Annotated in this window: 17 protein-coding genes; 6 read left to right on the top strand and 11 right to left on the bottom strand. The window is 63.3% G+C overall.

All coding sequences use genetic code 11. The features are described from left to right. Positions 1-120 precede the first annotated feature (120 nt). Positions 121-2,163, bottom strand: coding sequence for a type I secretion protein (locus tag AC4FWB_RS23255; protein WP_491028572.1), 2,043 nt, complete (start codon positions 2,161-2,163; stop codon positions 121-123). Between the two features lie 133 nt (positions 2,164-2,296). Next, positions 2,297-4,201 (bottom strand): hypothetical protein, encoded by a 1,905-nt coding sequence (locus AC4FWB_RS23250; RefSeq protein ID WP_491028571.1) that lies wholly within the window; start codon positions 4,199-4,201, stop codon positions 2,297-2,299. A 615-nt stretch (positions 4,202-4,816) separates the two neighbouring features. Here AC4FWB_RS23250 and AC4FWB_RS23245 point away from each other — a divergent pair. Beyond that, complete coding sequence (locus tag AC4FWB_RS23245) at positions 4,817-5,605, top strand: response regulator transcription factor (protein ID WP_491028570.1); 789 nt, start codon at positions 4,817-4,819, stop codon at positions 5,603-5,605. 7 nt (positions 5,606-5,612) lie between these two features. Then, positions 5,613-6,095 (top strand): hypothetical protein, encoded by a 483-nt coding sequence (locus tag AC4FWB_RS23240; protein ID WP_320274906.1) that lies wholly within the window; start codon positions 5,613-5,615, stop codon positions 6,093-6,095. Positions 6,096-6,225: 130 nt separating this feature from the next. Here AC4FWB_RS23240 and AC4FWB_RS23235 read toward each other — a convergent pair whose 3' ends face one another. Then, positions 6,226-6,756: a transglutaminase-like cysteine peptidase gene (locus AC4FWB_RS23235; RefSeq protein WP_491028631.1), complete on the bottom strand. Its 531-nt coding sequence runs from the start codon at positions 6,754-6,756 to the stop codon at positions 6,226-6,228. 556 nt (positions 6,757-7,312) lie between these two features. Between AC4FWB_RS23235 and AC4FWB_RS23230 the strand changes: the two genes are divergently transcribed. Next, on the top strand, positions 7,313-7,726 hold the full coding sequence (locus AC4FWB_RS23230; protein WP_491028569.1) for a hypothetical protein: 414 nt from the start codon (positions 7,313-7,315) through the stop codon (positions 7,724-7,726). Between the two features lie 363 nt (positions 7,727-8,089). Continuing rightward, entirely contained in the window at positions 8,090-8,338 is a 249-nt protein-coding gene (locus AC4FWB_RS23225; RefSeq protein ID WP_491028568.1) for a hypothetical protein, read from the top strand. A 164-nt stretch (positions 8,339-8,502) separates the two neighbouring features. Here the strand turns inward: AC4FWB_RS23225 and AC4FWB_RS23220 are convergent, their stop codons facing one another. The 4 genes from AC4FWB_RS23220 to AC4FWB_RS23205 all read right to left on the bottom strand — a co-directional run bounded on the left by AC4FWB_RS23220 (position 8,503) and on the right by AC4FWB_RS23205 (position 13,348). After that, on the bottom strand, positions 8,503-8,631 hold the full coding sequence (locus AC4FWB_RS23220; RefSeq protein ID WP_491028567.1) for a hypothetical protein: 129 nt from the start codon (positions 8,629-8,631) through the stop codon (positions 8,503-8,505). Positions 8,632-9,044: 413 nt separating this feature from the next. Beyond that, positions 9,045-10,937, bottom strand: coding sequence for an ABC transporter ATP-binding protein (locus tag AC4FWB_RS23215; protein ID WP_491028566.1), 1,893 nt, complete (start codon positions 10,935-10,937; stop codon positions 9,045-9,047). Continuing rightward, positions 10,937-12,799 carry an ABC transporter ATP-binding protein gene (locus tag AC4FWB_RS23210; protein ID WP_491028565.1) on the bottom strand — a complete coding sequence of 621 codons (1,863 nt, stop codon included), beginning with the start codon at positions 12,797-12,799 and terminating at the stop codon, positions 10,937-10,939. Before AC4FWB_RS23210 ends, AC4FWB_RS23215 begins: the two co-directional genes overlap by 1 nt. 231 nt (positions 12,800-13,030) lie before the next feature. Then, positions 13,031-13,348 (bottom strand): hypothetical protein, encoded by a 318-nt coding sequence (locus AC4FWB_RS23205; protein WP_491028564.1) that lies wholly within the window; start codon positions 13,346-13,348, stop codon positions 13,031-13,033. Between the two features lie 37 nt (positions 13,349-13,385). Between AC4FWB_RS23205 and AC4FWB_RS23200 the strand changes: the two genes are divergently transcribed. Next, entirely contained in the window at positions 13,386-13,640 is a 255-nt protein-coding gene (locus AC4FWB_RS23200) for a hypothetical protein (RefSeq protein WP_491028563.1), read from the top strand. A 150-nt stretch (positions 13,641-13,790) separates the two neighbouring features. Here the strand turns inward: AC4FWB_RS23200 and AC4FWB_RS23195 are convergent, their stop codons facing one another. From AC4FWB_RS23195 to AC4FWB_RS23185, 3 genes are all read right to left on the bottom strand, one after another. Then, the gene (locus AC4FWB_RS23195) at positions 13,791-14,909 is read right to left on the bottom strand and encodes a DmpA family aminopeptidase (protein ID WP_491028561.1); all 1,119 of its coding nucleotides are present in this window, start codon (positions 14,907-14,909) and stop codon (positions 13,791-13,793) included. Between the two features lie 7 nt (positions 14,910-14,916). Then, positions 14,917-16,482, bottom strand: coding sequence for an exodeoxyribonuclease VII large subunit (gene xseA, locus AC4FWB_RS23190; protein ID WP_491028560.1), 1,566 nt, complete (start codon positions 16,480-16,482; stop codon positions 14,917-14,919). Positions 16,483-16,592: 110 nt separating this feature from the next. Then, entirely contained in the window at positions 16,593-17,549 is a 957-nt protein-coding gene (locus AC4FWB_RS23185) for a LysR substrate-binding domain-containing protein (RefSeq protein WP_491028559.1), read from the bottom strand. 235 nt (positions 17,550-17,784) lie between these two features. Between AC4FWB_RS23185 and AC4FWB_RS23180 the strand changes: the two genes are divergently transcribed. Continuing rightward, positions 17,785-18,075 carry a DUF1127 domain-containing protein gene (locus AC4FWB_RS23180; protein WP_491028558.1) on the top strand — a complete coding sequence of 97 codons (291 nt, stop codon included), beginning with the start codon at positions 17,785-17,787 and terminating at the stop codon, positions 18,073-18,075. Between the two features lie 160 nt (positions 18,076-18,235). On the opposite strand, the gene AC4FWB_RS23175 is transcribed toward AC4FWB_RS23180, so the two are convergent. Further along, entirely contained in the window at positions 18,236-19,258 is a 1,023-nt protein-coding gene (locus AC4FWB_RS23175; protein WP_491028557.1) for a DUF937 domain-containing protein, read from the bottom strand. Positions 19,259-19,454: the final 196 nt, after the last annotated feature.

Raw genomic sequence — 19,454 nt, 5'->3', positions numbered from 1 at the left:
TGGCGAAACTCGACTTTGGCGCTCCCTGCTCGTCCTCCTGCAGGGCGGCTTCCAGGTCCTCGGCGAAACTATCCCAAGGCAACTCGCGATCGTCGGTCATGACATCCCCCGGATCTCAGATCAGCCCAATGCATGCACGCCGTCCGCCTGGACATGGTCCGGCGTCGGGACTATCGGATGGTCTGTCTGCGCGTCGTCGTCCGTCGCGTCATCGGCCAGGAAGGCGACTGCTTCGTTGACCAGCGCGTCCGGGTTCTGTCCTCCGAGCTCCGGATCGCTGGAGATGATGTCGGCCTGGATCAGGATCTCGTGCGAATAGTGCTCGCCGCCGACATAGGTCTTGTCGGTCCCGTCGACGTCGACGATGCCGGCGAAATTGGCGACCTGGTTGCCGCCGGTGGTCACTGTCCATTCCGCCTCGGGATGGGCGACGAACTGGTTCATCGCGAGCGCCACCTGATCGCTGTCGCCCAGCACGTTGGTCTGCGACACGTATTGCACATTCAGCAGGTCGCCCGAGATGTAGAGGACCCGCAAGGCACCGAGGCCCGCGAAGGCTTGGTCGTTCAGGATATCTCCTGGGCCGGCATCTTTGCCGGCCGCCAGATCCTGAGCTGCCTGCAGATAGGACGTCGGCAGGGCCTCGTAGTGGTTCTGCCCGCCGACATTGATGATCGTGGCATCGTTCCACAGCAGGTTTCCGGCGGTCGAGTAAGAGCCTTCTCCCGATGTCTGGAAGCCGTCCACCGCGCCGACCACGTCGTTGTCGATCAGTATGTTGAGCTGGTGGATGATGTTGGCGTCATAGATGTTGCCGCCGATGATGATCAGGTCGTAGTAGTGGCCCAATTCATTGAGCGACACATTGTTTATCGCCGTGTTGTCGCCGGTGCTCACGCTGGTCCTGACGCCGGACGAAGACAGAACCGTGGCGTCGTTGTCGGTTATAAAGCTGTACTGCTGGATCCAGTTCGTGATGATCAGGTCGCCGGTGACCTGGGTAACCACCCAGGCGGCGGGGAACCCGTCCGCCGGTGCCGGTGCCACACTGCCGGCCGACGGATCGATGTGCTTGAAGGCGGCGATGTTGAAGCTCTCATCGGGTGCGTTGCCCAACGCCCACCCGTTCAAGCTGGAGCTCACGGCATCCGTGTCGCAGTGCGCATTGATTTGAACGATGGCGTTGATTTCATAGCTGTTGCCGACAGCCGCGACGACCGATGTCGTCGCCCAGTTGTTGCTCAACACCGCGGAGTTGATCAACGTGTTGCCGCCGGTCTCCACCTCCACACAAGGGTTCAGCAGGCCGTTGCCCCAGCCCGACATGAAGTCGGAGGTGTCTGGCGGCGTGTTGTAGTCCTCCTTATCGGGTCCATCGCTGGCGGCCGTGTCATCCTGCTGCTGTTCCTTGAGGATGTTGAGATGATCCTCCGCTTTCGGCGCGTCGGCTTCGTCGACCAGATGGCCGTTGACATAGGTTCCCGCGAGCGGACCGGAATCCGCGTCAGGGCGCAGCACGAAGACGTTCGCGTCGCCGCTGGAGTCGCCGGAATAGGCCTCGATCCGTTCGCCCATGGTGACCACCGCGGCCGCCATGTCGTCGGGCGGGCCCAGCAGCGATATATCGTCTATCGGCGACACGTCCGCTGCGGCATTCGTCAGGGAAGCGATCTGGCTGCTTTGGTCGATCACCGGCGAGAAAGTCAAGCCGTGTCCGCCGGCACTGACATAGTCGTTGTCCGACAGGTGGATCTCCTGGTTGAAGTAAGCGGCGACCGCGCCTGGCGGCTCGACATGCGGCAGGATCATGCCGCCACCGAAACCGGGCAACTGAGGAAGGTGAAAATGTTGGTGGCCTGGATGCAACTGGCCGTGTTGATGGATTTCGATAGGCGTGTACCGGAAGCTCGAGCCGACCGTGTTCGGCACCAGATCCGGCTTCAGTCCCATGTAGGGAACATGCGGATCGAAATCGTCCAGCGTGTAAGGCGCCTTAATGTTCACATTGGTGTTGGGGAGGTCGGGCGTATCTCCCTTGGCGGCCTCGGCGATCTTGAAGTCGTCGAAGGTCTTTAGCTGCCGTGCCCCCTCGACCGAGATCTCGAACATGCCAATGAAGTGCGAGATGGCCTCGGTGATCTTGTCCAGTTGCGTGGCGTACACGGTAGCCTCCGTATCTTGAGATCATTGGCGCTCGGTCGGGGCGGCATGTCTCCCGGATGGAAGGACTGCGCGGAAAACTCCGCGCAGTCCCAAGCTGTCTGATTTCGTCGAGAAATCAGTCGTGTACGGTCAATCACGAGCCCGCGTGATCGCCGGAGTCCCCACCAGTGAGCGTGTTGTGGTAGTCGCCACCGACCACGGTCTGGTCGATCGCGTTCTCCTGCAGGTTGGCGCCCATCACGATCTGCTGGTTGAAGGCGCTGACGTCGATCAGGCCGTCGGCCGACGCATGGGTCGAGCCGGTGACGTAGCCGTCGTCGCCATTGTTCGAACCCCAGCTTCCGCCGTCGCCACCGGCACCGCCGTCACCAGTGTAGGCATCGCCACTGGCGCCGCCGGCGCCGCCGTGGCCCGCGAGAGTGAAGCCACCCTGAGCGTCGCCGCCGGTGCCATCGGCCCAGGCGCCGCTCAGCGCATGGCCGCCATCCCCGCCGAAGGCCGTTGCGAAACCACCGAGACTATCGCCGCCGGTTGCGGCGCCGCTGGCTGCGTTGCCGCCAGTCCCGTTGCCGCTGGTTCCGTCGCCGCCATCTCCAGCGCCGCCCGCACCGCCAGCACCACCGGTGCCCGCGCCCACGCCTGCGCCGTAGCCTGCGCCGTAGCCTGCGCCCAACGCATCGCCACCATAGGACTCGGAGTCGCCGCCATCGGCCTTGGCATTACCGCCATCCGACTTGGCATCGCCGCCGTCAGCGTCGGCACCGCCGCCGCCACCGCCACCGCCGCCGCCACCGCCGCCGCCCTTGGCGTCGCCGCCATCGCTCTTGGCATCACCGCCTTCGCCGTAGTTCAGGATCGGGAACTTCGCGTCGAAGCCGTCGCCGGCATCAGCCTTGGCGTCGCCGCCCGAGACATCGCCGCCATTGCCGCCGTCGCCGCCATCGCCGCCATCGGCCTTGGCGTCACCGGCATCCGACTTCACGTCGCCGGCATCGGCCTTGGCATTGCCGCCTTCTTCCGACTTGGCATCGCCGGCTTCCGCCGCGCCGACACCGAGGCCCAGACCGAGGCCCAGACCGAGACCGAGGCCGTCGCCGCCGTTGGCATTGCCGCCGTCGCCGCCGCTACCCTTGGCGTCGCCGGTGTCAACACCGCCGCCCTTGGCGTCGCCGCTGTCGGCTTCGCCGCCCTTGGAGTCGCCACCTTCGGCCTTGGTGTCGCCCTTGGCGTCGCCACCGATGGCTGCGCTGAGCGCCAGGCCGCCCTTGCCGTCGCCGGCTTCGACATCGCCGGACTTGGCGTCGCCGCCATTGCCGCCTTCGCCGCCGCTGGCCTTGGCGTCATCGCCGCCGTCGCCCCCGCCGCCGCCGGCCGAGATGCCGTCGCCGGACTTGGACTCGCCGCCTTCAGCCTTGAGCTCGAGCTTGAAATCGGCGTCGTTCTTGACGGTCGCGTTGTCGAGCTTGTCGTTGTCATACATGTTCAGGGTCTGGTTGATGATCGACGCGGTGTTGGTGCCGGCGCCGGTCATCGAATTGTTCAGGATGTCCTTGAAGGTGACGTCGTCGCCAGGATCATAAGTGACGTTGCCGTCCTTGTTGCTGATGATTGTGTTGTCCTTCCAGTCGCCGGTGCTGTTCTTGCCAATGTCGGCGAAATCGTCGTCGGAATTTCCGAGCTGGCCTTCGAGCTGAACGCCAACGTCGACGTCGACGTCGACCTTGGATTCATTGACGTTCTTGTTTTCGTTCTGATTCTCGGACTTGTTCTCGTTCTTGTTTTCGTTCTCACTCTCGGACTTGTTCTCGTTCTTATTCTCGTTCTGGCTTTCCGACTTGTTTTCGTTCTTGTTCTCGTTTTCGTTGTCGGACTTGTTTTCGTTTTCGTTCTCAGCCTTGTTCTCGTTCTCGTTCTTGGCGTCGTTGGTGTTGTGGTTCTTGTTTTCGTTCTCGTTGTCACCACCGCCGTTGCCGAACTCGCTGTCGACGATCTGCAAACCGAATGCGTTGATGTTGTTCTTGTCGAGGTCGAGAGACATGATCGTGTCCTCAGTTGAAGCCGCGACTGCCGAACCGCATTCTTCTCTTACGCGGCTTTGGGCTGTACGCGGACGTTGCGTTTAATGCGGTGAATGGATTGCCGGACCGAGGGGACTGAGGTCCGCAATCCGAAATTTCGTCATAGGTTTGCTTGAGTACCTCCCGTTGACTTCGGGAGAGGCGGCCGAGCCAAGGCACGACCCGGGGAGCGCCGGATCACCACGGATCCGGTCGTTCAAACGGGAGAGTCCTGGATTTGCCCCAATCCCACATGGAACCCGGGGAAGTTTGGAACCAGAGGGCGGTGATTGTAAGCTGACAGTTCGGGCTAGCCCTTTCGCCGGACTGCCGCGGAGACGCGCTTCAGCCGCGCAAATGCCGGGATTCCGGCCCGGATCGGGCCCAGATCGGAATTGAGGCGACCTGTCGAGTTTCCCCGATCGGCGGCGACGATAGTAAGGTTAGCTATAGCTCGTCCGAACTATATCAGTGCTGCCTAATTTGGTGTATAAGTCGTTAAGGCTAGCTGTTCGCGGGGTGGAGGCCCCCCCAACAATCTGAGAAGGGAAAAGAGCGAAAAACCGACAGTATTGGTCTAGGGTGGGGTGGCAACCATGTCCAGAGTCAACATGCGCAGCATCGTGGGTAGCGGTGCCGGAGAGAGTTGGGCGGCGCGTAGAATTATCCTGACTGTTTCCTCGACTGACAGCTTTCCAGAATGTCTCGCATACGCAATCGAGAGGGAATTCCCCTCCATAGTCGTCGAGCAGGCTGCAGGCATTGAAGCCGCCTGCGCGGCATTCGAGCATCCCGTTTGCTTGATCCTTATCGACACCGAGCTGCTGCATAAGATCAACGCTTATGCCGCCGAACTGATGCGGTGTCATCCAGCGGCGCCGATCGTCCTGGTGCAGCACGACAGCCGAGCTCCCGTTTCCATCCAGGACGTTCTCGATCTCAAGATCGTGCGCAGCGTCCTGCCCATGGATTTGAAGCTGGACGTCTGGCTTTCGGTCATCCGGCTTATGCTTCGCGGCGGGGAATATTTCCCCTTGGCGATGTTCCAGTCATACGCACGCGGCCTTTCGCAAAAGGCTTCGGATCATTCGGCGCATGCCGAACAACCGGCGCCGGACCGATCCGGTTTCGAGGAGATGGGCGAACTGACCGACCGAGAGTTCCAGATCCTGGAAATGGTGGCCCGCGGATTGCAGAACAAGATCATCGCCGCGACCCTTCGTCTGTCGGAGCACACGGTCAAGATCCATCTGCACAACATCATCACCAAGCTCGGGGCTCACAACAGGACCGAGGCGGCCGCCGTCTTTCATGCGCGCAAAGATACCTTTCACGGCGGCATCGAGCGATCGGGTTCGCCCCAGCTCGTCCAATCTTCGCCATGAGCCGGTGATGCCTCGCTTTCAGGAGATCCTGCTCCTCGTTGGCCAGTTGAACTACACATGGACCAACACTGAAAGCCTGCTGATCTATCTGATTGCCGGCCTGGCGAAGGTCGACAAGGAAACGGCGATCATCATCTTCCTGACGTTGAACACGACCCGCGCGCGCATCGAGCTGGTCGAACGGCTGGCGAAAATGCCGAAGACGCCGGCTGCCTGCCGTAGGGCGGTGCTGGCTGTCACCGGCAAGCTCACGCGCCAGGCGAAGCTGCGAAACAAATACAGCCACTGCATCTATTCGTTCGACGAAGCCGGGACGCACGGAAGCACCCAGCTGATGCGCATCGTGGACGGGAAGGACGAGGTGAAATACGGAAAGATCGAAGCGCTCGATGACGAGGAGATGAGAAGGATCCACGGTTCCATCGAGGACATCAGGGAAATAAACAAGGATATCTGGTCGATCGTTATCGACAATTCATTCCCGAGATAAGGCGCCCGCGTGGATCTCGGCGGGACTAATGCATGTCGCCCCAGAAGTGTGCAGCGGTTCTGGGAGAACGACATGCATCAAAACAAAAACTTAAAGCGCGTCGCCTGAAGCAGTTTCAACGCGATGCGCTTTAGGATTCGATCCGCAGCCACTTGCCGTTTTCGGACTGGGATTGCCGGGCAAAGTAGCGGTAGGAGGTCTGCGCCCAGTTCCTGACGGCGCCGGTTCGGTTGTCGAGGATAAGGTCGCCCTTGTCCGTGCGAACGGTAAGCACCGTGTGGCCCGCGCCGCCCGATGTGACGACCGTCAGCAGGAGGGCCGACGCCGGCCAGCCGCGCTTCATGAGCTCGCTCTTCTTCAGGATCGCGATGTCCTCGCAATCGCCGGCGTTCGTCGGGATCCGCCAATCGTCGCCGATGCCGGCGGAAGAATCGTTGCGTTCAATAATCCGGGCATTGACGGAACTATTGACCGCCTTCAACTCGGCCATGCGCCGTTCGGTGAGCTTCACCTGTTTGACGTGTCCGCCGGGGCTGCAGAGCCTTGGCTGCCTGGCGCAGAAGCCGCGAGCGGCGGGCGGGGCGAAGGCGTAGCCTTTGGTGACCATCATGGACGCAGTGCCGGAGGTCTGCATGGTTTCGCTGCAGCCAGCCATAGCCATGGCTGCGGCAACGAGCGCCGCCAAACGAATCACGTTCCATCCCCTCGGATCGATGGGCCAAGATCATCTTCGCCGGGCCTGGTAAATCAACCCTCGTTATTAGTGTTTGCACAGATTCTAAAACAATGTATGCTTAACAAATTGTTTCCGATGGTCGGAAACTTTGACATAGCGCCCAGTTTGGGGACGGGAGCGCCTTTTTTCCCTTAGGAGGAAGAAATGCACCTGTACCCAACCTGCGCGAGCAGGGCTCGCGCAATTTTGCTTGTCTCATCCGCCCTTGTGGCGGTGAATTCGACACTCCCCGCATCGGCACAGAGTAAGGTTCGGCCGCGGATGACGGCCGCCCAATGCCAGCCGCTGACGGAATCCAACTACGCGCTTTGCTGCATTGCCAGCAACCGCACAAGCATCCTGACGCGTGCACAAATCGCAATGTGCCCGCCGATCACAACGGCTCTTATCGCTTCTGTCCTTGCCAGCGACGGCGAGGGCGGCGGCTCCGGCTCGGGCGGCAAGGGTGGCAAGGGCGGTGGCGGTTCCGGAGGTTCCGGCGGTGGTAGTGGCTCCGGCGGCGGCGATGGTGGCGGCTCCGGCGGCGGCGGCTCCGGCGGCGGCGATGGTGGCGGCTCCGGCGGCGGCGATGGTGGTGGCTCCGGCGGCGGTGGCTCCGGCGGCGATGGCGGTGGCTCCGGCGGCGGCGATGGCGGCGGCTCCGGCGGTGGCGATGGTGGTGGCTCCGGCGGCGGCGATGGCGGCAGCGGGGGCTCGGGCGGCTCCGGCGGTGGTAGCGGCGGATCCGGTGGCTCCGGCGGTGGCGGCTCCGGCGGCAGTGGCGGCTCGGGTGGTTCTGGCGGCAGTGGCGGATCAGGCGGCTCCGGTGGAAGCGGCGGATCCGGTGGCAGTGGTGGTGGCGGCTCGGGTGGTTCCGGTGGCGGCGGCTAAGTTCGGCCGGCAGTTTACGCCATGACGACTTCGGATGGGCGCCCCGCCTGGGCGCCCATCCGCCTGTCCAGTTCCTCTGCAGGTGGGACATCGAGCCACAATCGGCCTGTCGGCGCTTGGCGGAACCCCAGCAGCGAGCCGCCGGCACGACAGTGCTGAAAGCCGCCTCGTCAAAGCAGAGCGATCCGTGAAGCCGCAAGCCTTACTTGCTCAGCCGTCTTTTATTGCGGCCACGACTTGCTGGCACAGTATTCCTGGGAGGAGATGCCGTCTTCACAAGATTGTGGGATACCCGCGAAATAGGGCTTCCCATTTATGATCAATCGTGATTGATTTTTACCGCTTGTGTTGCGCAGATCGCCGGAGGGGGCTTGTGCGACTCATATCCATGATGGTCGAACTCGGCGTGATCGTTGGCGGCCTCGGTTTTGAAACCGATGCCAGGTGCCGCGACCTAGCCGCCATGGCCACCACGTCCATCTCTGATCCGGATGAAGCACTGCGTCTACAGCATGAGCTGGCGGAACAGTTCTCTCTGCTTTCCTACGGTGCCGGTATCGGCCTCGACATTTCGCCCTACTGGGACGAATTGCTCAATCTCGTGGAGTCGGTCCGTTGCGCCTCCCGCCCGAATTGAGCCAATGATCTGAAGAAAATACTCGCGCATCGGACAGCCGCCGCCAAATCCACGGCGCTGGCTAACGCATGTCTCCCGAAAGTGGGACCGGTTTCGGGACAAAGACATGCGTGAAATCAAAAACCTAAAGCGCACGGAGCGAATCTGAAAGATCGCGACGCGCTTTAGGAGCGCTGCGGCTTCGCCATCGCAAGGCCCCGTTCCAACGCCTCCTTGAGGCTTGTGGTGTAATGCGCGGTGTCTTCCAGGCCGCCGAAGAAGTTTATGCGGTGGACATCGCCTTTCTTGCTCATGACGATTCCCGCTGCACGGAGGGTTTCCTGAACGGACTTGTATGTCATCTCCACGATTACCTCTGCCACCCAGAGATTAAGGTCGCTCCGTTGTGTAACAAGAACGTGTCGCTGACTGTGAAAGAGACAACATAAGTTGCCGGCTAAAGTGCGTCGCACTGAAACGGATAGGCTGATCGAGCTAAAGTCCATTGAGCTAATTGAGTGAGCGGCGAAAGAAGCTCACTATCCTGCTTGCCGAGCCTCAGCAGAAACTCCAACGCCGGCTGGGATCGCACTCGGATTGTTTGCCGCACCCAGACTTCTCCCCCGAAGCCCCGTCGGCAGGCAAGGCGGACCCGGTGTCCCCCAGGTCCGCCTTTTTCGCAAACGCCTGCGATAGCGAGCCCAGCCATCACGGGCTCCCTTGACGCTCACGTCGCTTTGCCGGCAACCGCGTCCATTCCCATCTCCTCCTCCGAAATGTCGTCGAACGAGGCGTAGTTCATGTTGTAGAGGCGGGCGTAGAGGCCCTTTCGCTGCATCAATTGCTCGTGGTTGCCGCTTTCGACGATCTCGCCGTTCTGCAGCACGATGATGCGGTCGGCGCCGCGGATGGTGGCCAGCCGGTGGGCGATGACAAGCCCGGTGCGGCCCTCCAGCAGTTTTACCAGCGCCTTCTGGATCAGCATCTCGGTGTAGGAATCGATGCTGGCCGTAGCCTCGTCGAGCACGAGGATCTTGGCGTCGGCCACCAGCGCCCGCGCGAAGCTGATCAACTGTCGCTGGCCGAGCGAGAGATTGCCGCCGCGCTGTTCGAGCTCGGTGTCGTAGCCGTCGGGCAAGTGCGAGATGAAATCGTGCGCGCCGACCGCCTTTGCCGCGCGCACCACCTCCTCGCGGGTCGCGCCGGTCTTGTGGTAGCGGATGTTTTCCAGAACCGTTCCGGAAAACAGGAACGGCTCCTGCAGGACCATCGCCATCTGTTCGCCGAGCGAATCCTGCGTCAGGTGGCGCACATCGTGCCCGCCGACCAGAACCTGGCCCGACCACACGTCGTAGAAGCGGTGAGCCAGCGCCATCGAGCTCGACTTGCCCGACCCGGTCGGACCGACAAGCGCTACGGTCTCGCCCGGATTGACGCGGAAGCTGACATTCTTCAGCACCGGCTGGTTCCGCCGGTAGCCGAAGGTGACGTTCCTGAACTCGACCGAGCCGTCCATGTCGCGCGACAGCGCCACCGCGCCTTGCCTGTCGCTGACGTCCACCGGCACGTCGAGCACTTCGGAGATGCGCTGGCCTGAAGCCATGGCGCGCTGCATGACGCTGTACTGCATAGTGAGCGAGCGGATGGGGTCGAAGAAGCGCTGGATGTAGAACAGGAACGCCACCATGACGCCAACGTCGAGGCCGTGCGACAGCACCATCGAACCGCCGACGACGATGACCGTCGCCATGGCCATGCCGGTCAGCGTATCGACGATCGGCACCATCACCTGCGCATATTTGGCCGACCGCAGATGGGCCTTGAGATTGGCCAGCACCTTCTCGTCATAGAGGTCGAAATTGACATGCTGGCGCTCGAGGCTCTGCACGGTGCGCACGCCGTGAATGCCTTCGGCCAGCGCGCCGTTGGCGATCGAGTTGGTTTCATGCGCCGCCATGAAGGCGACCTTGGCGCGCGGCAGCCAGAACAGGCGAACGATGAACAGCATCGGCATGGTCGACAACGTCAATAGCCCAAGCCGGAAATCCAGCCACAAGAGCACACTGACGATGCCGAACAACAACACGATGTCGCCCACCGACATGACCGATGTCTCGAGGAACTCCTGCATCGAATTGACGTCGCCCTGCAGGCGCGACATCAGCCGGCCGACCTCGGTCTTGTCCATGAAGCTCAACGAGACCCGCTGCAGGTGGCCGAACATGGCGCGGCGCAGGTCGGAGAGCACGTTCTCGGCCACCTTGCCGACGACGCTTTCCTGCACGTAGCTCGCCGCATAGTTCACAAGGATGACCGCCGCGAAAGCGCCGGTCGCCCAGGCCATCACCGACCGGTCCAGCCTGCCCGTCGCCATGCCATGGTCGATGGCGTAGCGGATGATCAGCGGGATCGCCAATTGCGTCAGCGTGAACACCAGCACCGCGGCGACCGAGATGAAAATCCTGGTTCGATACGGCCTCACGAAGCTCCAGATGCGCCGCACGATGCGCGGATCATAGGCCTTGCCGAAAACCTCCTCCTCGTCGCGGTGCGAGCCGACAACCGCCTTTGCCGGCCGCCCGCTGGTGTCTTCCTTCTCGTCGTCGCTCTGGGTCGACATCACGCGGCTCCCAGTGCCGCGGGCCGGTCGTCGTCGGGCCTAAGCTGCAGGTCGTAAAGTGCGCGATAGCGTCCGCCCAGGGCCAGCAGCTCCTCATGCGTGCCGCGTTCGACGATCCTGCCGCCCTCGACGAAGAGGATCTGGTCGGCATGCATCAGCGAGCTCAGTCGGTGCGAGATGATCAGCGTCACGCGATCCTTGGCGAAGCGCTTCATCGCCGCCCGGATGCGCTGTTCGGTGCCGGCATCGATGGCCGCGGTGGAATCGTCGAAGACCAGCACCGAAGGCCGCAGCATCAGGCTGCGGGCGATGGTCAGGCGCTGGCGCTGGCCGCCGGAAAGCGACGCGCCGCGTTCGCCGACGATCGTGGCGTAGCCGGCCGGAAGCCCGATGATGTAGTTGTGCAACTGGGCGGACTCGGCGGCCCGCTCGATGCGGGTCTCGCGCGCCCAGGGATTGCCGTAGGCGATGTTGTTCTCGATCGAGGTCGTGAACAGGAACGCGTCCTGCTGCACGACGCCCACCGCCTTGCGCAGCGACTGCAGCGTGACCGCGCGGATGTCCTGGCCGTCGATGGTGATTGCGCCTGACGTCACATCGTAGAAGCGCGGGATCAAATGCGCGATGGTCGACTTGCCGCTGCCGGGCGGCCCGACGATGCCGATGGTCTGGCCGGGCCTGGCCTCGAAGGAAATGCCGGACAATGTCGGCCGCCCAGTTGAACCCGCATAACGGAAGCCGACATCGTCGAAGCGCAGCACGCCTTCGGTGACGACGAGGTCGCTGGCGCCCGGCGCGTCCTTGATGTCGAGCTCGGTGTCGAGCAGCTCGAACAGCCGCGTGCCGCAGGTCGAGGCGCGTGCGAACGAGTTGACCATCAGGCCGAGCTGGCGCACCGGCATCTGCAGAATGGTCATGAAGGTGAGGAACTGAGCCAGCGTGCCGACGCTGATTTGACCCGACATCACCTTCTGGCCGCCGAACCAGAGCACGAGGCCCATGGCCGCCAGGAAGGAGAAGTTCATGGCGCTGGTGTTGCTGACGCGGATATCGACGCGCTGGTTGGCGAGGTTCAGCGCGTCCTGCTTGGCGCGGTCGAACTTTTTCAGCTCATGGCGCTGCGCAGCAAAAGCGCGCACGACGCGGATGCCGCCGAGATTCTCGTCCATCACCCGGCTCAGCACCGACAGGCGCTCCTGCAGGGTCAGCCAGGTGCTGCGCAGCCGCAACTGGGTGACGGAGGATCGCCAGGCGACGAACGGCACGAAGCTCAGGCTGAGCAGCCCGAGCACGAGATCGGTGCTGATCAAGAGATAGGCGCCGACGCCGATCAGCACGCCGAGCAGGACCACGCGCAGGACACCGGTGGAAAAGAACATGCGCACGCCGTCGAGATCGAGCAGCCCGAGCGTGATCAGATCGCCGGTATGGACCCTGTCGTGGAAGGCAAAGCTCAGCCTCTGGATCTTCTCATAGAACGCCAGGCGCAGCTCATAGCCGGTCCGATGGCCGACGGCCTCGCCATAGTAGTTCTGGGCCATGGTGAAGAGGCCGCGCAACACGCTGACGACCAGAAGTGTAAGCGCCGTGTTCCAAAGCGCCTGTTCCGCGGCAGTGCCGGCACCCGCGGTCATCACGCCTTGCGCCTGATCGATGGCGCGCCCCAGCAGGCGTGGAATGAGAAGCTGCAGCGTCGCGGCAATGAAGGTCGAGACGATGGTGATCGCGACTTGCCAGGGATGGCGCAGCGTCATGCGCATGATGCGCAGCAGGGTGCTCAGCCCCTTGCCCCAGGAGGCTTCCGCCACATGGGCAAAGGATTTGCCGCGCTCCGGCGCGCTGCTTTTTGCATCCGTATGCAAAGGAAAATATCCAAACCGATCCGTGCATTAGCCCGGACGAATGAAACAGACTCAGTTTGAGCGGTATGATGTTACGCGTGCCGGAGTTGAGCGTTCAAGGGCCAATGACGGCATCGCACTGTGCCTGATGAACACGACAAAAACGCTTCTTGTCCGGCGGTTGCCCGCCGCACCTGACGCGGCGGAAAGAAGCAGGACGGCGGCCGGAGTCGACATTGTGTGAGGATATCACTATATAGCGGCGGCTTTCGGCTTCTCGCCCTTGGGTGCGCCTGCGAGATCGCCGTAAATGCGTTGCGCGTTGTGACGGAAATCGGTCTGAAAAACCGGGAAAAAACAAACAGGAACAGTAGCGCTGGATATCGGACGATCCCAGCCATTGGCATCATCATCCTCACCAATCTGAACGTGCCCCTTGAACCTTTCCAATCCTTCGGCTCCGCGGACCATGGGCAAGACGTCTTGTCCCATCGGCAAGACCTCTTGCCGGTCGAGGCCGACTCGGCTGGAATGGGGACTGACATCCTTTAGCGGGGTGGGGGCGTTCATGACTACCAACCGGCTTTGCCGCTAGGGAAGAAGCAGTATGAGTGAACATGCGATCGAGTTCTTGCGCGGATGGATTGGCGAAAAGGTCCAATGCCAGCATTCGCCAGTGAAGATCGAGAAGCAGGCCGAAACCCTCGCTGAGGAATGCTGCGCCAAGGCCGCCGAGGAAGGCATTCTTCTGGAAGACATCCAGGAAGAGGTCGGCGATATCAAGGAACTCATCGCATCGCGTCTCGAGGAAGTCGCCGAGGAGAACGCGCACGAAACGCAGCCGGACAAGCCGTCGGAGTAAGACACCCGCCTGCCGGGAAACCCGGCATTCTCCCGCAAACGAGCTGAGCGTCTGGCTTAGAGCAATTCCAGGAAAAGTGTGTAACGGTTTTCCGTCCGGAATTGCGTCAAAACAAAGAGATAGAGCGGTTCGCCGCTTCCGTGAAACGCTCTACCCGGACTTGTTCTTCAGCCATTCCCTTGGCAGCGCCGGCACGAAATTGCCGTCGCGCCCCGTCATGTCCTCATTGGCGACCAGCGCGTTGAGGATCGCTTCCTCCACCCCTTGCACCACCGCGTCGAAGAACGGGTCGATATCGACGTCCGGGATGAAATCGGCGCGGGCGACGCGGCCTGAAACCGCCAGCGCGGCCTCCGGATTGGCGGTCGAGAAGGCGAGAAAAATGTCGCCCGAGCTGTGGTAGCCGTAGCCGCCGGTCATGGCGATGCCGAGCGGCACGCGCCTGGCCAGCCGTTTCATCTGATGCGGCAGGAACGGCGCATCGGTGGCGACGACGGCGATTATCGAGCCCTTTTCGGCGCGCGCCGTGGCCTCGCGGATCGCCGGCTCGGTGAGCTCCGGCTCGACGCGCCGGCCACGAAGGGTGAAGTTGCGCCGCTTGCCGAAATTGGCCTGCACGAACACGCCAAGCGTGTAGCGCCTGTCCTGCCATTCGACGATGCGTGAGGCGGTGCCGGATCCGGCCTTGAAGCCGAAGGTTATCATGCCGGTGCCGCCGCCGACGCTGCCTTCCTCGATGGCGCCGCTCGTTGCGCTGTCGAGCGCGGCAGCGACATGCTCGAAGCCGACATGGTGGCCGTTGATGTCGTTGAGGAAGCCGTCATAGGTTTCGGCCGCCACCGGCAGGCCCCAGCCGCTGTCGAGCGCGGCCGGCAATACGCTTTGCATCCAGCGCAGCGTGCCGTCGCGCGTGACGCCGCAGGAATGGGTGTTGGTGATGGTGACCGGGAAATTGAAGGCGCCGGTTTCCTCGATGATATGCGTTCCGGTCAACTCGCCATTGCCGTTCTGGCTGAACACGCCGGCAAACACCGGCGTTGCGAGCTCGCCAGGTGGCCTTGGCAGGATCGCGGTTACGCCGGTTCGCACCGGCCCCGCGCCGACCTGGAGCGGGCCGTCACCTGAAATCAGCGTTGCATAGCCGACGGCGACCCCCGGCACGTCGGTGATGGCGTTGAAGCGGCCAGGCGTGCCGTCCAGCGCTATCTCGAACGAACGCAGGCGTGGCTTGCCCGATGGCGTGCGCAGGTGCGGGTCGTCGGTGCTCATTCCGTCCTCAGAACAGCGAGCCTTGATTGCCTGGCTCCTTGGCCTTGGCCGAGGGCTTGGCGGCCAGCTTAGGCCGCGCACCGCCGCTGGTGGCGATGGCCTCCGCATTGCCGTCGGCGAATTCCAATTGCAGCGCCGCCCCCGGCGCCAATTCGGCGACCCGCTTGATGACGGCGCCGTCGGCGTCCTTGACCAGCGCGAAGCCGCGCGCCAGCACGGCCTTGTGCGATAGCGTGGCGAGCAGCCGGTCGGCTTGGGTGAGGGCGGCGCGCAGCCTATCCAGCCGCCGCGTCATCGCCTGGTCCTGGCGGCGGGTCAGCCCGGCCAGCGTGTCGGCCTGCAGCTTCTGCCGCCTGACGATCGGCGCCGGCGACAGCCTCACCGATGTGCGCTGGAAGCGTGCCCGGCCTTGGCGCACGATGGCGAAGAAGGCGGCCCGCGCGCGGGCGATGTCGCGACCGGTCAGCGTGCGCGTCTCGTTGAGGCGGCGCGACAAGGTCGCCGGCGTCAGCCGCTGCCGATCCAGCCTTGCGCGCTTGCGCTCGATGCTCACCGTCAGGCCTCGATCCAGCCGACTTGTCGCCTCGTCGAAGCGGCGGCGCGGCAGCGCGAGCAACTGGTCGGGCGAGGGGAGCGCGCGCGCCGCGGCGCGCACGGCCTGGCGCTTGCGTTCGAGATTGCGCGAGGCGCAGGCGCTGAGCCGCGCACCGAGGCTTGCAAGCGTGGCCTCGAGATCGGCCTTGACGGGCACAGCGATTTCGGCGGCGCCCGTGGGCGTCGGCGCGCGCATGTCGGCGACGAAGTCGATGAGCGTCCAGTCGGTCTCGTGGCCGACGGCCGAGATTATCGGGATGTGCGAGTCAGCGACGGCGCGCGCCAGCCCTTCGTCGTTGAAGCCCCAAAGGTCCTCGAGGCTGCCGCCGCCGCGCGCCACGATCAGGAGATCGGGTTGCCGCACGGCACCGTCCCAGGTGAGCGCGTTGAAGCCGTTGACGGCTGCGGTCACTTCCCTGGCCGTCGTCTCGCCCTGGACCCTCACCGGCCAGACCAGCACGGTGAGTGGGAACCGGTCCTTGACGCGGTGGATGATGTCGCGGATCACCGAGCCCGTCGGCGAGGTGACGACGCCGATGACGCGCGGCATGAACGGCAGCCGCCGCTTGCGCCCGGCATCGAACAGGCCCTCGGCCTGCAGCCGGCGCTTGCGCTCCTCCAGCAGCGCCATCAGCGCGCCGGCGCCCGCCGGCTCGAGATTGTCGATGACGATCTGGTAGTTGGATTTGCCTGGATAGGTGGTCAGCTTGCCGCTGGCGATCACCTCCATCCCTTCCTCGGGGCGGAACTTCAGCTTCGACATCGTGGTCTTCCACACCACGGCGTCTATCCGCGCGCGGTCGTCCTTCAGCGCGAAATAGGCGTGGCCGGAAGAATGCGGACCGCGATAGCCGGAAATCTCGCCGCGCACCCGCACATTGCCGAAGGCGTCCTCGACCGTGCGCTTCAACGCGCCGGAAATCTCGCTCACCGTATATTCGGTGGCGTTGCTGCGTGATTCGGTTGCTGCTTCGCTCATCACGTGATTGGGGAACGCTTATCGGGCCGCGTCAAGGTCGGGAGCAATCCTTCCTGGCGCTGCTCGGGCCTGTCTTCGTCCGACGTCTCGTGGCGGACGGCTGCGTGCGCCTACCAGCCAGGCAGGATCTGGTTTGCCTTGGTTCGCTTCATCTTGGCGAAGGCGAGTGCCGCGAAATCGAAGCTTCCCGTTTCCTCGCCGACCGGCACCGAGATGTTGTCGAGGCTTTCCGCGATATGGCGGGCGAGCGCGTCGACGATCTCCGGCTGCGAGGTCTGGCCGCGCATGATGCCGATGCGGCAATCCGGCAGCGTGTCGAATCCGTCAGCCTCGCCCAGCACGCGCATGCCGGGCCTGAGCGCGCATTCCGGCAGCACCGAGATGGCGAGGCCGGAAAGCACGGCGGCGGTGATGACGGTTGCCGAGAAGCTGGAGAAGAGCACGCGATACTCGCGGCTCTGCCGGTCGAGCACCTCGACCGCCGCGCGCCGCCAGACGCAGTTCGGCCGGCCGAACGCCATCGGCAGGATCTCCTGCTCATGCGTGGCATGGTTGGCCGAGGTGACCCACAAAAGCGGCTCGCGCCGCACCACTTCCGACTGGCCGCGCGTATCGTTGTGCGTCACCAGCGCGAGGTCGAGATTGCCGCGCTTGATGTGCTCGACAAGGCCTGGCGTCGGCTCGCAGATGACGGTGAGCTCCACACGCGGATTGGAGCGTGAGAAGCGCGCCATGATCTCGGGCAGGAAGCGGTCGGCGTAGTCGTCCGGCGTGCCGATGCGGATCGTACCCTCGAGCCGCTGGTCGTCGAAGGCGGCCAAAGTCTCGCGATTGAGGTAGATCAGCCGCCTCGCATAGGAAAGCAGCCTGTCGCCTTCCTCGGTCAGCTTGTTGGTGCGGCCGTCCTTTTCGAACAGCGGCTTGCCGATCCGCTCCTCCAGCCGGCGCATCTGCATCGACACCGCCGACTGCGTGCGGTGCACCTCTTCGGCCGCCCGAGTGAAGCTTCCTGTGTCGGCGATCGAGATGAAGGTCTGCAACTGATCGAGATCGAGCGGCGCTTTCATCGGTCCAATCCATCATTGATGTTGATGCTAAAGATTAGAAACATTCGTTGGATTAATCAATCGATCGATGGCAAATTGCCATTGTCCACATGAAGGCATTGCATGTCGCCCAAAAGTGGCTCCCGGTTTTGGGGCGACGACATGCATCACTTTAAGTGTATCGAGACCGGAACGACGCTTCTCCCAAGGCGCCGATCGCTTGGTTTCGTTCGCTCTGTCCCCGAAGGAGACTGACATGACCACGTTCGAATTCGCCTCCGAGACCCCGCGCATCACCACGCGTCCGGCCGTTGCGACGCGTGTGCTCAATGCGGTCGCCGATACCTATCGCGCCTGGAAAAATCGCCGCGCCTTCTATCGCCTCGGCGAGATGTCGGATGCCGAGCTTGCCGATATCGGGCTCACCCGCGCCGACCTCCATGTCGCCGTCGCCGTTCCCTTCGGTCGCGATCCGACGGCGAAGCTGCGCGCCATCGCCAGCGACCGCGCCGACACGATCGAGGATCTCGCGCGCAAGGTGGCCTGATAGGCTGCGCCGCCCGCGTTCTGGTCGCCTTGAACCTTTTGAAGGCTCGAAGCGACCAAGCTTCATGCAGGCTCCCACACTCCCAGCCGGTTCCCCGCCGGCCTGCCTGCACATTGCCCGGTTCCCCTCCAGGACCGGGCATTTTTCTTTTGGGATGTCGCTACCGCCGATCCATGCCGCGCTTGAACTGGTCGAAGATGGTCTCCATGCCTTTCTGGTACTCGTCGCGCTGCTGCGCGCCGGTCTCGAACATCCTGCCGAAAATGTCGTCGAACGGGTTTCGCGGCCGGCCGCTCGGATTAGTTTGCGGCTGCGGCGGCTGACCCTGTTGGGGTTGGCGCTGCTGCGGCTGTTGCGGCGCCGGCTGCCCGCCCGGCAAGCCCAGTCCGCCGCCTTGGCGCAGCATCTCCTCAAAAATCTTGCCGAGCGGACTGTCGCCATAAGGGCTTTGCGTTTGCGGCGATTGGGTTTGCTGCGGCTGCTGCACACCGCCGAACATATCCTGCAGCACCTTGCCGAGCGGGTTGTCGCCGTAAGGGTTCGGCGCCTGCTGCGGCTGGCTTTGCGACTGCTGGGCGCCGCCGCCGAACATGTCCTGCAGCACCTTGCCGAGCGGGTTGTCGCCATAAGGATTGGGCGCCGGTTGCGGCGCCTGACGCGGCTGCGGGGCCTGCGCGCCGCCTCCCGCCTGCCGCATCATTTGTTCGATGATCTCGCCGAGCGGATTGCCGCCGCCGCCGAAGCCGCCGGCGGCTTGCATCTGGTTGTTGGTCTGCTTGAACAGCCCGCCCATCATCATCGAGGCCATGGCGGGCAGCATCTGCTGCAGCACTTGCTGGCTAAGGCCGGTCGCCTGTGCGGCTTGCGCAGCGACGGCGCGCGACAGGTCCTTCGAGCCGAACAGATGGCCCAAAATGCCGTTGCCTTCATCGACGCCCTGCGGCGAGAAGGCCCGGGTCGCGTCCTCGAAATATTTGGCGTGCTGGCCGCTCGCCATCGCCGTCATGAAGGCGCCCATCCCGTAAGGATCGGCGGTGTTGCGCTGGAGCCCTTGCGAGAAGGCGGGCAGCAGTGCCTGCACCGCGGCCTGCGCCTGCTGCTGCGAGAGGCCGAATTGCTGGGCCAGCGCCTGCATGCCGCTGCCGTTCTGGGCTTGCGCGAATATGTCGAACAAGGAAGGCATTGGGTTCTCCTCCGGAAAAATCCTCGTTGGAGGAACCTAGTTCCTTTCCATCCCTGATTGAAGCGGCTTTGAATCGTGCTGGGCGTTTCGAAGGCCCTCATCCGCAACGGAGTAAATGAACAAATAGTGGCCTTTGCGCCACAGATGGCAGCAATTTGAGCTTGTTTGCACGGCATTGCCGCCGGGGCGCTCATGC

Source organism: Mesorhizobium sp. LEGMi-168a (genome assembly GCF_058312955.1).
The sequence above is the reverse complement of the archived record's forward strand: the minus strand, read 5'-3'. Positions and strand labels throughout refer to the sequence as shown.

What these genes read in the sequence shown, in the direction of transcription:
- AC4FWB_RS23215 (WP_491028566.1), bottom strand. Translation starts at nt 10,937, where the DNA reads ATGTCGACCCAGAGCGACGACGAGAAGGAAGACACCAGCGGGCGGCCG.
- AC4FWB_RS23175 (WP_491028557.1), bottom strand. Translation starts at nt 19,258, where the DNA reads ATGCCTTCCTTGTTCGACATATTCGCGCAAGCCCAGAACGGCAGCGGC.
- AC4FWB_RS23220 (WP_491028567.1), bottom strand. Translation starts at nt 8,631, where the DNA reads ATGAGCAAGAAAGGCGATGTCCACCGCATAAACTTCTTCGGCGGCCTG.
- AC4FWB_RS23235 (WP_491028631.1), bottom strand. Translation starts at nt 6,756, where the DNA reads ATGGCTATGGCTGGCTGCAGCGAAACCATGCAGACCTCCGGCACTGCG.
- AC4FWB_RS23250 (WP_491028571.1), bottom strand. Translation starts at nt 4,201, where the DNA reads ATGTCTCTCGACCTCGACAAGAACAACATCAACGCATTCGGTTTGCAG.
- AC4FWB_RS23195 (WP_491028561.1), bottom strand. Translation starts at nt 14,909, where the DNA reads ATGAGCACCGACGACCCGCACCTGCGCACGCCATCGGGCAAGCCACGC.
- AC4FWB_RS23205 (WP_491028564.1), bottom strand. Translation starts at nt 13,348, where the DNA reads ATGAACGCCCCCACCCCGCTAAAGGATGTCAGTCCCCATTCCAGCCGA.
- AC4FWB_RS23225 (WP_491028568.1), top strand. Translation starts at nt 8,090, where the DNA reads ATGATGGTCGAACTCGGCGTGATCGTTGGCGGCCTCGGTTTTGAAACC.
- AC4FWB_RS23245 (WP_491028570.1), top strand. Translation starts at nt 4,817, where the DNA reads ATGTCCAGAGTCAACATGCGCAGCATCGTGGGTAGCGGTGCCGGAGAG.
- xseA (WP_491028560.1), bottom strand. Translation starts at nt 16,482, where the DNA reads ATGAGCGAAGCAGCAACCGAATCACGCAGCAACGCCACCGAATATACG.
- AC4FWB_RS23180 (WP_491028558.1), top strand. Translation starts at nt 17,785, where the DNA reads ATGACCACGTTCGAATTCGCCTCCGAGACCCCGCGCATCACCACGCGT.
- AC4FWB_RS23185 (WP_491028559.1), bottom strand. Translation starts at nt 17,549, where the DNA reads ATGAAAGCGCCGCTCGATCTCGATCAGTTGCAGACCTTCATCTCGATC.
- AC4FWB_RS23240 (WP_320274906.1), top strand. Translation starts at nt 5,613, where the DNA reads ATGCCTCGCTTTCAGGAGATCCTGCTCCTCGTTGGCCAGTTGAACTAC.
- AC4FWB_RS23200 (WP_491028563.1), top strand. Translation starts at nt 13,386, where the DNA reads ATGAGTGAACATGCGATCGAGTTCTTGCGCGGATGGATTGGCGAAAAG.